Origin of the sequence: Haloglomus halophilum, from assembly GCF_024298885.1 — an archaeon.
GTDB classification, from domain to species: Archaea; Halobacteriota; Halobacteria; order Halobacteriales; family Haloarculaceae; genus Haloglomus; species Haloglomus halophilum.
In genome coordinates this window covers 2,326,389-2,339,469 of record NZ_CP101166.1, presented here as the reverse complement: position 1 = coordinate 2,339,469, position 13,081 = coordinate 2,326,389, and the positions used below count along the sequence as shown (strand labels likewise).

The 13,081-nt window shown below is 67.9% G+C and carries 12 protein-coding genes; 4 read left to right on the top strand and 8 right to left on the bottom strand.

Annotated features, from left to right (window positions below):
• Window positions 1-46: 46 nt before the first annotated feature.
• The 8 genes from NL114_RS11260 to NL114_RS11225 form a co-directional block, all read right to left on the bottom strand.
• Window positions 47-475: an arsenate-mycothiol transferase ArsC gene (locus tag NL114_RS11260; protein WP_254821018.1), complete on the bottom strand. Its 429-nt coding sequence runs from the start codon at window positions 473-475 to the stop codon at window positions 47-49.
• Complete coding sequence (locus tag NL114_RS11255; protein WP_254821017.1) at window positions 472-879, bottom strand: ArsR/SmtB family transcription factor; 408 nt, start codon at window positions 877-879, stop codon at window positions 472-474. Before NL114_RS11255 ends, NL114_RS11260 begins: the two co-directional genes overlap by 4 nt.
• Window positions 880-1,032: 153 nt before the next feature.
• Window positions 1,033-1,623: a 50S ribosomal protein L15e gene (locus NL114_RS11250; RefSeq protein WP_254821016.1), complete on the bottom strand. Its 591-nt coding sequence runs from the start codon at window positions 1,621-1,623 to the stop codon at window positions 1,033-1,035.
• Between the two features lie 576 nt (window positions 1,624-2,199).
• Complete coding sequence (gene phoU, locus NL114_RS11245; RefSeq protein ID WP_254821015.1) at window positions 2,200-2,868, bottom strand: phosphate signaling complex protein PhoU; 669 nt, start codon at window positions 2,866-2,868, stop codon at window positions 2,200-2,202.
• Between the two features lies 1 nt (window position 2,869).
• The gene (gene pstB, locus NL114_RS11240; protein WP_254824706.1) at window positions 2,870-3,781 is read right to left on the bottom strand and encodes a phosphate ABC transporter ATP-binding protein PstB; all 912 of its coding nucleotides are present in this window, start codon (window positions 3,779-3,781) and stop codon (window positions 2,870-2,872) included.
• Between the two features lie 26 nt (window positions 3,782-3,807).
• Window positions 3,808-5,430 carry a phosphate ABC transporter permease PstA gene (gene pstA / locus NL114_RS11235; RefSeq protein WP_254821014.1) on the bottom strand — a complete coding sequence of 541 codons (1,623 nt, stop codon included), beginning with the start codon at window positions 5,428-5,430 and terminating at the stop codon, window positions 3,808-3,810.
• Window positions 5,427-6,470, bottom strand: coding sequence for a phosphate ABC transporter permease subunit PstC (pstC, locus tag NL114_RS11230; RefSeq protein WP_254821013.1), 1,044 nt, complete (start codon window positions 6,468-6,470; stop codon window positions 5,427-5,429). The genes pstA and pstC overlap by 4 nt, the downstream gene beginning before the upstream one ends.
• Window positions 6,467-7,552, bottom strand: coding sequence for a PstS family phosphate ABC transporter substrate-binding protein (locus tag NL114_RS11225; protein WP_254821012.1), 1,086 nt, complete (start codon window positions 7,550-7,552; stop codon window positions 6,467-6,469). Before NL114_RS11225 ends, pstC begins: the two co-directional genes overlap by 4 nt.
• 573 nt (window positions 7,553-8,125) lie before the next feature.
• Between NL114_RS11225 and NL114_RS11220 the strand changes: the two genes are divergently transcribed.
• From NL114_RS11220 to NL114_RS11205, 4 genes are all read left to right on the top strand, one after another.
• A complete protein-coding gene (locus tag NL114_RS11220) occupies window positions 8,126-9,121 on the top strand; it encodes a phosphate uptake regulator PhoU (protein ID WP_254821011.1) in 996 nt (331 codons plus the stop codon).
• A 57-nt stretch (window positions 9,122-9,178) separates the two neighbouring features.
• Entirely contained in the window at window positions 9,179-10,972 is a 1,794-nt protein-coding gene (pepF, locus tag NL114_RS11215) for an oligoendopeptidase F (protein WP_254821010.1), read from the top strand.
• 116 nt (window positions 10,973-11,088) lie between these two features.
• Window positions 11,089-12,309 (top strand): proteasome-activating nucleotidase Pan2, encoded by a 1,221-nt coding sequence (pan2, locus tag NL114_RS11210; RefSeq protein WP_254821009.1) that lies wholly within the window; start codon window positions 11,089-11,091, stop codon window positions 12,307-12,309.
• A 480-nt stretch (window positions 12,310-12,789) separates the two neighbouring features.
• Window positions 12,790-13,050, top strand: a complete 261-nt coding sequence (locus NL114_RS11205; RefSeq protein ID WP_254821008.1) for a DUF7123 family protein — start codon at window positions 12,790-12,792, stop codon at window positions 13,048-13,050.
• The last annotated feature ends 31 nt before the right edge of the window (window positions 13,051-13,081 follow it).

The following is a 13,081-nucleotide window of genomic DNA, read 5'->3' as shown; positions in this document are numbered from 1 at the left end:
CGGCATCGAGAGAAGCGCCGTCGAGAGAAGCGGTCTCTCGTGGGCGTTACTGCCCGGCGGCGAGGTCGGCCTCGACCTCGTCGAACAGGTCGACGACGAGGCCCTCGATCTCCTCGCGGATCTCGCGGACGCGCTCGATGTCCTGGCCGTGCGGGTCCGCGAGCGCCCAGTCCCGGGCCTCGACGCCCTCGGGGAGCGACAGCGTCGAACAGCCCATCGTCGCCACGACATCGCACTCGGCGAGCTCCGCGTCGGTGACCGCACGCGGCGTGCGGTCCGAGAGGTCGATGTCGAGTTCGCGCATGGCCTCGACGACCTCCGGGTGGACCGCGTCGGCGGGGTCGGTCCCGCCGGTGACGATATCGACCTCGTCCGCCAGCCCGCGGCGTGCGCGCTCGCGCTCGGCGAAGGCGGCCGACATCTGCGACCGGCCGGCGTTCTGCACGCAGACGAAGCCCAGCGTCCGGCGGCTCATGCCGGCACCTCCCGGGTCCGGTCGAGCGCGTCCAGCAGTGCGGTCGCGCGGTCGGTGGCGCGGTAGTAGCGCCAGCGGCCCGCCTTCCGACGCTCGACCAGCCCGGCGTCAGCCAGCGAGGAGAGCGCGTGGCTCACCGCGGATTCGGAGACATCGACGAGCGGCGCGAGTTCACAGACACAGCGCTCGCCCCCCGCGGCGAGCAGCCGGGTCAGTCGGTAGCGCGTCTCCCCGCCGAGTGCCTGGAGCGCCGTCAGGTCGCCGCCGGGCGCGGTGGTCTCGCGCTCCAGCGTCCGGAGCTCCGCCACCCGGTCCTCCACATCACCCTCACAGCACTCCCCCAGCTGGTCGCCCAGCAACCGCCGGAGCCGCTCGGTGTCGACCGCGGGTTCGGCATCGGCCATATTCTCGATTGAGCAAGTCTTCAGATAATTCTTCCGTGACCCGCCTCGACGGTCACGGCGGGACTCCGAGTCGATGTGGGACTGTCGCCAGCCTATCGTCGTGGCTGTCGCTAGAGCGCTCGAAGAACTCCGGAGGAACGGCCGCGGTATCCGTTATTTCCCGCGCCGACGGTCGGCGCCGAGACTGGGCTTCGTGTGCTCGGTGCCCTTGCCACGACCCTGCTGGCCGCGACCCTTCTGCCCCGCGGAGGTTCGCCCGCGGTAGGCGCGCCCGCGCTGGCTGCTGTCGCAGATCCAGTTCAGGTCGTCGTCGTTCTCGATGGCGGGGTGCTCGGGGTCCACGAGGATGACCTCGTGCCACTTCTTCGAGCCGTCCTCACCGACCCAGTAGGAGTTCAGGACCCGCAGGTTCCGGAACTTCCGGCCAGCGCGCTCCTCGGCGATGCGCTGGATGGACTTCCGGCGGGTGATCTTGTTCACACCCTGGCGCTTCGAGCGCCGGCCGGCCTTGAACCGCTGCTTGCGCGCCCCGCCCTTCCGGACGGCGACGCGGGCCACGACGATACCCTGCTTTGCCTTGTAGCCCAGCGAGCGCGCGCGGTCCAGTCGGGTTGGCCGCTCGATGCGCTCGATGGCGCCCTGGTCGCGCCACTCCTGCTGGCGCTGCCACTGCAGTTCCGCGAGCTTGCCCTCCTTCGGGGAGTTCCAGGCCTCCCGGATGTGCGAATAGAAGCTTCGTGTCATGTGTGTCACCGCGGGCGTTGCGTGGTTCAGCCCATCGGCGGCTGCGCCGCCTCTCCGGGGGCTTCGCCCCCGCTGGCCACATTCCATCCTGCCGTAGCAGGTGCCCGTCGGTGCCCGCGACCGACGAGTTGGAGCTATCTTCTTGGTTCGGGCTTCTAAGGGCTTCGGAACGTGGGCGTGAGAGAGGTGGAGCCGCAAGTGGTGGACAGCGACTGTAGAAAGCCCCTACACGCTCGACTCGCGCGGCTCGCTGCGCGCCGCGGCCTCACTTCGTTCGGCCTGCGGTGCTTGCGTCGCCGTGCTTCGTCGAGCGTGCAGCCCCTTTCAGTCCCACCCTGTGGCTGGTTGCACCGAGCGTTCGCGTGTGGCGGTTCCAGCGGAGCGCGGGGTCCCCACACCTCCCCGCGCGAGCGCCGATTACCTCGACACGCTCCCCCCGGTCGCGGTCTCGGTGGTGGGCGCTCGCGCGCTTCCTGTTCTCGGAACCAGCCTGATTATTCTCTTCGAAATTTCCGTTTTAGTGCTCAAGCATAGCAGAAATCTCGCTGCACAGAGCGTACGAGTGAAATTCACAACCTAATACAACAACGTCTCGGTCCCTTCCACCATATACAGCGTCCGCGCGGCGATGTTGACGGCGTGGTCGCCGACGCGCTCGATATCCCGCACGGTCAGCAGCAGGCGGCGGACACCGGCCAGCAGGTCGTCCGCCATCTCGTGGCCGACCTCGCGGCCGACGAGATCCTCCATGACGAGGCCGGCGACGCGCTCACAGAGCCCGTCGAGTTCGTCGTCCTGGTCCGCGACCGCGCGGCAGGCAGCGGCGTTGCCGGCCGCGTAGGCGTCCAGCGCGCGGTCGAGCATCTCCGCGGCGATGCCGGTGAGGTCGTCGACGTTCACCTCGGGGAGGTAGTCCTCGCGTTTGTCGCGGGCGCGCTCGGCGAGGTTGACCGCGAGGTCGCCGATGCGTTCGATGTCGGTGAGAATCTTGAACGAGGAGGCGACGAACCGGAGGTCACCGGCGACGGGTTGCTGGAGGGCGAGCAGGTCGATACAGCGGGATTCGAGGTCGAGGTAGCGCCGGTTGACCGTCGCGTCACCATCGATGACGGCGCGGGCGGCCTCGGTGTCGTTCTCGACGAGCGCGACCGCGGCCCGCTCGAACCCTGCCAGCACCGTGCGGCCCAGCTCGACGATCTCCGTTCGGAGGTCGTCGAGTTCGGCCTGGAACTCCTCGCGGGGCACGTCAGCCGAACTTCCCGGTGATGTAGTCCTCGACGCGCTGGCTCTCCGGGTTCTCGAATATCTGGTCGGTGTCGCCGTACTCGACCAGCTCGCCGCCCGTGAGGAAGACTGCCGTCTGGTCGGAGATGCGGGCGGCCTGCTGCATGTTGTGGGTGACGACGACGACCGTGTAGTCCTCGGACAGCTCCTCGATGAGGTCCTCGATCTTCGAGGTGGCGACGGGGTCCAGCGCGGACGCCGGCTCGTCCATCAGGATGACCTCGGGGTCGACGGCGAGACAGCGCGCGATGCAGAGGCGCTGCTGTTGCCCGCCGGAGAGGCCGATGGCGTTGTCGTCGAGGCGGTCGCTCACCTCGTCCCACAGCGCCGCCTGCCGGAGCGAGCGCTCGACGAGTCGGTCCTCCTCCGCTTTCTCGTCACGCCCGAGGAGCCGGGCGAGCAGGCCGCGCTCGATGTCGCCGTGCTTGCGCGGGCCGTAGGCGATGTTGTCGCGGATGGATTTGGGGAACGGGTTCGGCGACTGGAACACCATCCCGACGCGCTTGCGGAGCTCGACCAGGTCGGTGCCGTCCTGGTAGATGTCCTGCCCGTCGATGGCGACCCGCCCCTCCGTCCGGGCGATGTTGATACGGTCGTTCATGCGGTTGATGCTCCGCAGGAACGTCGACTTCCCACAGCCCGAGGGGCCGATGAGCGCCGTCACGGACTCCTCGGGGATATCCATCGAGACGCTCTGGATGGCGTGGTCGTCGCCGTACCAGACATCGAGGTCTTCGACGGAGATCTTCGGCTCGCCGTCGAAGCTGTAGTCGGTCCACTCCGCCTGAACCTCCTCCTCGGTCTCGCCGTCGGTCGTGGTCGAGCCCCCGGCGTCGATGCCGGCGGTGCTCTCGTCCAGTTCTCCCGTCTCCATCTCGCTGTCGGTGAGTGATGATTCGCTCATTGGTTGAGTTTCCTCCGGAAGTAGACCCGCGACGCGATACCGACCGCGTAGAAGCTCAGCACCACGAGCAGCAACACGAGCGCCGTCCCCCAGGCGAAAGCCATGTTCTGGTCGAGTCCGGCGCTGATGACGGCGTACAGCTGGTAGGGCAGCGCCGACGAGGACTGCACGAGGTCGATGGTCGGGGCAGCCACGAACGGGAACGAGCCCGTGAAGTGGAACGACCCCTGGACGACCCTCGCTGCCGCGCTGGGGAACGGGTCGGACACCATCACCAGCAGGATGGGCGCCGTCTCGCCGGCGATGCGGCCGACGCCGAGGATGATGCCCGTGATGACCCCCGGTAGCGCCGCCGGCAGGACGACGCTCTTGATGGTCTCCCACTTGCTCACGCCCAGCGCCGCCGAGGCGTCACGGTAGGCGTCGGGGACGCTCTTGAGCGCCTCGCGCGAGGTGATGACCACCAGCGGGAGCAGCATGAACCCGAGCACGAGCTGGCCCGCGAGGATGGAGGTCGTGTTCCCGAGCCGCGGAACGAGGAATGCGAGCCCGAACAGGCCGTAGACGATGCTCGGCGTCGACCAGAGCCCGTTGGTCGAGACCTCGACGAGCCCGGTGAACCGGCCCTGCTCGGCGTACTCCGTGAGGAAGACGGCCGCCCCGACCCCGAGCGGCACCGCGAACGTCACCGCCCCGAGCACCAGCCAGAACGTCCCCACGATGGCCGGCAGGACGCCGTTGATATCGTTCGTCAGCGCGACCCCCTCCATCACGAACGGCCAGTAGAACCAGATGACGGGCCCGCTGATGACGACGTACTCCTCGATGGGCGGGAAGTAGAACCAGGTCCAGGGCTGGACGAACAGCCCGTAGCGGATGCCACGGGTCATCGGAGCGAACCCCTTCATGAGCACGAACGCGACCAGCCCCACCAGCAGCGCGGCCATCCAGGCCGCGTTCGCGCCGATGAGGAGGTACGCGCCGAGCTGTCGCCCCCGGCTCCCGAAGCCACCGTACGCCTTCGCGGCGGTCCAGGCGGCCAGGAGGCCGGCGACGGCCGCCAGCAGCGGGATGGCCACCTCGGCGTACAGCGTCGCCGAGAGGTCACCGATGGGCCACGACCAGCCCGGACCGACCAGCCCCGACAGCATGGTCAGCCCGGAGACGACAGCGACGCTCCCGGGGACGAGCGTGCTGCCGAGGTCCTCGCGCGGGAGGACCGTGGCCGCGCCCGCGCCGACTCCGACGAGCAGTGCCGTCACCGGCCAGGCCGTCGCGAGGCCGAGCGCGAACGCACCGACGAGTCCCCCGACGACGAGGCCGAACAGCGCGAAGACGCCGCCGGCGAGCAGCCCGGCGCTCCGACTCGGGTCGGTCGCCACGAGCCCCGTCCGCGAGGCCGCACCGATACCGAGTACCCCGGCACCCAGCACCAGCAGGCCGGCCCCGAGGAGCGTGGCGAACGGGACGCCAGCGACGGTCGCGCCGACCGGGACGACCCCGAACAGCCCGACGAGGCCCCCGACGACCAACAGGAGCGAGAGGGCGACGAGCCCCCCACCGGCCAGTTCCAGCGTCGACGATTCCGTCGCGACGAGCGCGCGTGTGTCCGTACTCATTGTCGCCCTCCGAGCTTGCGCTCCATGCGAACCTCGACGTACTGCGAGCCGATGCTCAGCGTCATCACCGTCACGAACAGCACGACGCCGGCCGCGAACAGGACCGACATCTGGAGGCCGCTGGCGTTGCCGTACTGGCTGGCGATGAGGCTGGTCAGCGTGACGGTGTTGCCGAAGACGTCGTACAGCGGGTCCGGCAGGTCGGCGATGTTGGCGAGGATGACCGTCGCGGCCATCGTCTCCCCCACCGCCCGGCCGACGCCGAGGATGACCGCCGCGGAGACACCCGAGAACGAGGTCGGGACGGTGACGCTCTTGATGGTCTGCCAGTCGGTCGCGCCGAGCGCGAGCGAGCCGTCCTTCATGCTGTCCGGGACGCTGGTGATGGCGTCCTCGGCCACCGAGATGACCGTCGGCAGCGCCATCACGCCGACGACGAGGCCGACGGCGAGCAGGCTCCCGAACACGGGCATGTCGAACTGGTCGAACAGGTACTGACTCAGGACGACCAGCCCGAGGAAGCCGTAGACGATGGAGGGGATGCCCGCCAGCACCTCGACGGCGGGCTTGAGCAGTTCCCGGACCCAGCCGGGCGCGATCTCGGCGAGGAACAGGGCGCCCGCGATGCCCAGCGGCCCGGCGATGAGCATCGCGATGAGCGTCGTCAGCAGTGTGCCCCATATCATCGGGACCAGCGAGTAGCCCGCCGCGCCGTACTCCGTTCCGGTGAACATGTCGATGCCGAGTTCGCCGAATGCGGGGAACGACCGGATGAGGAGGTAGACGGTGATGAGCCCGAGGATGAGGACCGTCGAGACCGTCGTGAGGAACATCAGGAACCGCGCGGTCGACTCCTGGTATCGGAGCCAGCCGTAGCCGATGACGGCGACGAACGCCAGCAGCGGGTAGAGGGTGAGTGCCGGCGCGACGAGGAACGCGACCAGCGCGGTGGCGATGGCGACACCGCCGACGCTCCCGACGAGTTTCAGCCCGTGGTCGGCGTCGCGGACCCGGTCGAGGCGACTCGTGTGGGTACTCATTGGTCCGGGAGTTTGTCGAGTTCTTCTTGCTGCCGTTCGTCGGTCAGCTTCGAGTAGCCCGCGAACGCGACGAAGTTCTGCTGGCCGAAGTCACTGATGAGCATGTGCAGGAACGCCGCCTCCTTCTTCGAGGTGCCCTCCCAGGTGTAGCAGTGGAGGTCACGCGCGAGCGGGTACCCGGGGTCAGAGAGGTTCTCTCCGGGGGTGTAGGTGGTCCCCTCGAACGTCAGTGAGATGGCCGGCGCCGCCTGCTGGTCGACGAACGCGAGCGCCATGTAGGCGATGGCGTTGTCCGACCGGGAGACGGTGGCTTTCACCTGCTGGTTCTGCCCACGCCGGATGTCGACGCCGGACATGTCGGCGTCGGGCGACCCAAGCAGGTTCGCGCGGAAGGCGGTGTCCGTCCCCGAGCCGACGGAGCGACCGATGGCCTGGATCTCCCGGTCCGGGCCGTCGTACGCGTCGATCTCGCTCCACGAGGTGACATCGCCGCGGTAGATGGCCCGGACCTGTTCGCCGGTGAGTTCCGTGACGCCCGCGTCGTAGATCTCCTTGCTGACGACGATGGGCTGGGCGTCGACGCCGACGACGTGGTTCGTGAACTTCGAGAGCTCCTCCTCGGACCTCTCGGGGAACTCCGCGGCGACCGGCGCCGAGGCGTTCCCGATGTCCACCTGTCCGGCTTCGACCTTCTCCAGGCCGGTACCGGAGTGACTCAGGCCGACCGAGACGCGGAACGGCGGCGAGGCGCCGCCGGTCGCCTCGAACCCGTACTTGCTGGCGAAGTAGTCGGCGAGGCGCTCGTTGGTCGCGATCCCGTACTCGGACGGACCCCAGTACTCCTCGTCGGACGGCGGTGGGTTCGAGTTCCAGAACGACCCCCCGCGGTTCGCTATCGGGTACACCGTCGAGGAGCCACCGAGCTTGAGAACAGTCGCCGACCCGCCACCGCCGCCGCCGTCGTCGGTGGCGGCGCTGGCGCCGGGTGGCTGTGGACTCGTGCTGATACAGCCCGCAAGCGAGGCGGCAGTGCCAGCCACGCCCGCGAGTACTGTGCGGCGGCTGGCGGGGCGGTCCGACATCACCAGACCGTATCGGTAGTTGAAGTAAATATCCTACTATGTCATCTATATAGAGAAATGTTCTCACACAGTCACGCCCGACCGGCGGGCTGCTCGAACGACCGACGAGCGCGACGAGGGCATCCCGGGCGGACTCCAGGGGAGCGCCCGGGGGAACACGGCCGGTTCCGTGACGGAACCCGTCGTATCCCCCCGCGTCCACGACGATGTCGGGTTGGTACCCCCTCCGCGGTCGGGAAGCCCCGCCGCGGTCGGGAAGCCCCGTCACGATACTGCGTCGCGCTCCCGTCGTGTTATCACCGGGGTCCAGTTGAACGCTGGAGCGGGAGAGTACCACGAATCCCGCGCGCCGAACCATATCTATATATTAGAATATTCGGCAATGACCTCATACGTTCTGCTGCCCAGATAGCAGTATACGGACGTATAGATGCATATATCCCCAGATTCGGATAGCCCGCGAGCCGCGGCCATCCGTCCCCGAGCGGAGCGCCTCCGGCATAGACTGGAGATGTACTCGAATGTATATAGAAATGCCCATATTTTATTACCCGGTGGCACTCACCGTCGGCTATGGAGACGCGCAAGGTGCAGGTGACGGGGGGGTCGACGTTCACCGTCTCGCTCCCGAAGGACTGGGCGACCGACAACGGGGTCAGCGGCGGGAGCGTCGTGGAGTTCCATCCCGAGGACGACGCACTCCTCCTGACGCCGCGTCGCGACGAGGAGAAGGTCGAGGGTACCCTCGATATCAGCGGGCTGGAGGAGCGCGACCTCATGCGCGCGGTCGTGACGATGTACGTCAGCGGCTTCGACATCATCACGCTGGAGAGTTCGCGCGTGACCGCGGCCCAGCGCCGGACCATCCGCGACGCCGTCCAGTCGCTGGTCGGCCTGGAGGTCATCGGCGAGACCTCCGAGCGCGTCCGCCTGCAGGACCTGCTCGACTCCTCGGAGCTGTCGCTGCACAACGCCATCACACGGATGCGGCTGGTCGCGGTGACGATGCTGCAGGACGCCGTGGCCGCACTGGTCGAGAACGACGCCGACCTCGCGACGGACGTGATCCAGCGCGACGACGACGTCGACCGGCTCTGGTCGATGGTCTCGCGCGTGTTCCGGTCGGTCCTTCGGGATCCCGCGGCGGCCGCGGACGTGGGGCTGGACCGGGAGACCTGCTTCGACTACCACTCGTCGGCCCGCCAGCTGGAGCGCGTCGCCGACCACGCGACCAAGATCGCCACCCACGCCCAGGAGCTCGACGAGGTGCCAGCGGACGCCGCGACGGGACTGGAGAACCTCCACGTCGCAGCCGAGGAGGTCATCGAGACGGCGATGGACGCGCTGCTGGAGGACGACTCCGAGGAGGCCACCCGCATGGCCAACGATGCCCGCCGGCAGATCGAGGATATCGATCCCCAGGCCCGCGAGGTGGATGCGCTCATCCGCGACCTCGACCCCCAGCAGGCCCAGCTGCTCGGGCTGGTCGTCGACTCGCTCACGCGGGCCGCCGACTACGGCGGGAACATCGCCGAGACAGCCCTCCAGAAGGCCGCCCCCAGGCCGTAACCGGCGGGGAGGACCCCGGACGATGCGTTTACCACGCCCCCACCGTTAGGTCGCGTCATGAGTGTCGCGGACGTTCCGGAACGGGAGGAGGTCGACGAACAGTACAAGTGGGACCTCGACTCCCTGTTCGCCAGCGACGACGAGTGGGAGGACGCCTTCGAGGCGGTGAGCGAGCGTCTCGGCGACCTCGAAGCGTACGAGGGACAGGTCACTGAGGACGCCGACACCCTGGCGGCCGTCCTCGAGACCCGCGAGGAGATCATGCGCCAGGTCGCGAACGTCTCCGCGTACGCCCGCATGCGGAGCGACGAGGACACCGCCGACCAGCACTACCAGGCGCTGTCGGCACGGGCCCAGTCGCTCTCGGCCGACGCCTCCTCGGCAGCCTCGTTCATCGAGCCCGAGCTCCAGCAGTGCACCCGCGAGGAGCTGCAGGCGTTCGTCGAGGAGAACCCCGCGCTCGAGCAGTACGAGCACTACTTCGACGACGTGCTCCGGATGAAACCCCACACCCGCTCGGCCGAGGTCGAGGAGCTGCTGGCGGACCTCTCGGAGGTCACCGGCGCGGGCGGCGAGGTGTACAACATGCTGACGAACGCGGACATGGAGTTCCCGCCGGTCGAGGAGCCCGAGGGTGGAGAGGTCCGGCCGACGCTGTCGAACTTCACGACGCTCCTGAAGCGGCGCGACCGCGACTTCCGCCAGCGGGTCAGCGACACCTTCTACGAGGAGTGGGCGTCGCTCCGGAACGCCGTCGGCACGGCGTACAAGAACAGTGTGAAGGCCGACATCAAGCTCGCCCGGGCGCGCAACTACGAGACCGCCCGCCAGGCGAGCCTCGACGACGCCAACATCCCGGTCACGGTGTACGACAACCTCGTCGACACCGTCGAGGCGAACCTCGACGTGCTCCACCGGCACGCCGAACTCAAGCGCGACGTGCTCGGCGTCGACGAGCTCCGGAGCTGGGACCTCTACACCCCGCTCGCCGAGGGCGAGGTGGACATCCCGTACGAGGAGGCCCGCGAGCACGTCGTCGAGGCCGTCGCGCCGCTGGGCGAGGACTACCAGAACCGGGTGGCGGAGGGCCTGGACTCGCGCTGGGTCGACGTGTACGAGACCGCCAACAAGCGCTCGGGGGCGTATTCGGGCGGCACGTACGACAGCCAGCCGTACATCCTGATGAACTACCAGGACGACATGAGCTCGATGTACACGCTGGCCCACGAACTGGGGCACTCGCTGCACTCCGAACTCACGAGCGAGACACAGCCGCACGTCTACTCGGGCTACGAGATCTTCGTCGCCGAGGTCGCCTCCACGGTCAACGAGGCGCTGCTCACCGAGCACCTGCTCGAGACGGTCGAGGACGAGCAGTTCCGCCGGCACGTCCTCGACGAGTACCTCGAACGGTTCCGGTCGACGCTGTTCCGGCAGACGATGTTCGCCGACTTCGAGCACCGGACCCACGAACTCGCCGAGGACGGCGAGGCCATCACGCCGGACGTCTGCGACGAGATCTACGGCGACCTCAAATCGACCTACTACGAGCCGATGGCCATGGACGACGGCATCCGGCGAGAGTGGATGCGCATCCCGCACTTCTACTACGGGTTCTACGTCTACCAGTACGCCACGGGCATCTCGGCGGCGAACGCGCTGGTCGACCGCATCATGGAGGAGGGCGAGCCGGCGGCCGCGGACTACCGGGAGTTCCTCTCGAAGGGCTCCCGGGAGTACCCGCTCGAACTCCTGCGCGGCGCCGGGGTCGACATGGCCTCGCCGGAGCCGGTCGAGCAGGCCATCGACGCCTACGACGACCTGGTCGCGGAGTTCGAGTCGCTCACGTAGGGCCGCCCTCACGACGTGGCCGTCCGGAGGCCGTTCGGCCCAGCCCGCAGCTGGTATGAGTACCTGTAGCAACCCAAAGACACTTCTAACGAGAACACCCAACTTCCATACACCTGATGTCGCGTAGTCCCTCACTACCAGACCAACCCACGCTCGACCTGGACCCGGACATGGGGCCCGACGAGCGGCTGGCCGCGCTGGAGGACCATTTCGCCGAGGTCACGCGCGTCCACGAGGAGCTGACGAGTCAGCTCGACGCCGCCCAGGACCGCCAGTCCGAGCTCCGGGAGGAGGTCGACAAACTCCAGCGGGAGAACGAGGCGCTGAAGACCTCCTCGCTGTACCTCGCCACCGTCGAGGAGATCGCCGACGACGAGGTCGTCCTCAAACAGCACGGCAACAACCAGGAGGTCCTCACGGACGTCTCCCCGCGGCTCGCCGACAAGCTCGAGGCCGGCGACCGCGTCGCTATCAACGACTCCTTCGCCATCCAGACCGTCCTCGACACCGAGAAGGACGCCCGGGCACAGGCGATGCAGGTCGACGCCTCCCCGACCGTCACCTACGCCGACATCGGCGGGCTCGAGGAGCAGATCACCGAGGTCCGCGAGGCCGTCGAGGACCCACTCACCAACCCGGAGGTGTTCGAGACCGTCGGCATCGAACCGCCCACCGGCGTCCTGCTCCACGGCCCGCCGGGCACCGGGAAGACGATGCTCGCGAAAGCGGTCGCCAACCAGACGGACGCCACCTTCATCAAGATGGCCGGCTCCGAGCTGGTCCAGAAGTTCATCGGCGAGGGCGCCCGGCTCGTCCGGGACCTCTTCGAACTCGCCGAGGAGCGCGAGCCCGCCATCATCTTCATCGACGAGATCGACGCCATCGCCTCGAAGCGCACGGAGTCCAAAACGTCGGGCGACGCCGAGGTCCAGCGGACGATGATGCAGCTCCTCTCGGAGATGGACGGCTTCGACCAGCGTGGGGACATCTCCATCATCGCCGCCACCAACCGCTTCGACATGCTCGACCGGGCCATCCTCCGGCCGGGCCGCTTCGATCGCCTCATCGAGGTGCCCGAACCCAACGACGAGGGCCGCACGGAGATCCTCAAGATCCACACGCGCGACATGAACCTCTCCGACGACGTGGACCTCGCGTCGCTCGCCGAGGCCACCGAGGGCTTCACCGGCGCGGAACTGGAGTCGCTCTCGACGGAGGCCGGGATGTTCGCCATCCGCGACGACCGCACCGAGGTCCGCCGCGAGGACTTCGACGAGGCGATGGCGAAAATCGACCACGACGGCGACGAGCTCGGGACGCCCATCGCGTTCCATTGAGCTTTTCTCTCCTCGGGTGCCCTCGACTCGCGCCGTAGGCGTGAGCCTGTGGACACCGCTCGTCGCAAAAACGTTCAGAGAAAATGCCAGCCCTCGCTCCCTTCGGTCGCTCGGGCTGGTGTCTCCGAAAATCGGAGATTTTCGGGAGGACGAGACGGCGAAGCCGTCTCGAACCCAAACGCGCTCGCTTCGTCGTCGGACTACGTCCGACTGCAAGCGGGACGGAGTCCCGCCCTGTCCGCGGCTTCGCCGCGGGCTCCGGGAACGGAGTTCCCGCCTGCTCGCGCGTACGCAACCGCTCGATTCTGATCCGATTGCGGATCGGAAGTTTCCCCGCCGTACCAAGCAACCGGCTTCGATGGACGCCACGACTCCAGCCACGGTCGCTGAATTCGCCAATAACAGCCCGTCAGGACCTCTACCACCCGATTAACCCATCATACCAAACCCACTATCCGTGTCTCTCCCATCCAGTGAGGTATGAGCGCGACGGCGGCACAGGCGAACGAGAGCGAGACCGACCTCACCGAGGACCTGAACGAGAAACAGCAGCGCATCGTCGACTACCTCCGGACGGAGGCCGACGGGACGGCCTACTTCAAGTCGCGGCTCGTCGGCGAGGCGCTGGACATGAGCGCGAAGGAGGTCGGCGCGAACATGCGTGCGGTGAAGGAGGCCGCCCCGTTCGAGGTCGAGAAATGGGGATACTCCTCGGGTACGACGTGGAAGGTCACGGTCTGAGGACAGCTGGCGTCATTCGTTTGTAATCCGC

What these genes read in the sequence shown, in the direction of transcription:
- NL114_RS11260 (WP_254821018.1), bottom strand. Translation starts at nt 475, where the DNA reads ATGAGCCGCCGGACGCTGGGCTTCGTCTGCGTGCAGAACGCCGGCCGG.
- NL114_RS11255 (WP_254821017.1), bottom strand. Translation starts at nt 879, where the DNA reads ATGGCCGATGCCGAACCCGCGGTCGACACCGAGCGGCTCCGGCGGTTG.
- NL114_RS11250 (WP_254821016.1), bottom strand. Translation starts at nt 1,623, where the DNA reads ATGACACGAAGCTTCTATTCGCACATCCGGGAGGCCTGGAACTCCCCG.
- pstB (WP_254824706.1), bottom strand. Translation starts at nt 3,781, where the DNA reads ATGGAGACGGGAGAACTGGACGAGAGCACCGCCGGCATCGACGCCGGG.
- pstA (WP_254821014.1), bottom strand. Translation starts at nt 5,430, where the DNA reads ATGAGTACGGACACACGCGCGCTCGTCGCGACGGAATCGTCGACGCTG.
- pstC (WP_254821013.1), bottom strand. Translation starts at nt 6,470, where the DNA reads ATGAGTACCCACACGAGTCGCCTCGACCGGGTCCGCGACGCCGACCAC.
- NL114_RS11225 (WP_254821012.1), bottom strand. Translation starts at nt 7,552, where the DNA reads ATGTCGGACCGCCCCGCCAGCCGCCGCACAGTACTCGCGGGCGTGGCT.
- NL114_RS11220 (WP_254821011.1), top strand. Translation starts at nt 8,126, where the DNA reads ATGGAGACGCGCAAGGTGCAGGTGACGGGGGGGTCGACGTTCACCGTC.
- pepF (WP_254821010.1), top strand. Translation starts at nt 9,179, where the DNA reads ATGAGTGTCGCGGACGTTCCGGAACGGGAGGAGGTCGACGAACAGTAC.
- pan2 (WP_254821009.1), top strand. Translation starts at nt 11,089, where the DNA reads ATGTCGCGTAGTCCCTCACTACCAGACCAACCCACGCTCGACCTGGAC.
- NL114_RS11205 (WP_254821008.1), top strand. Translation starts at nt 12,790, where the DNA reads ATGAGCGCGACGGCGGCACAGGCGAACGAGAGCGAGACCGACCTCACC.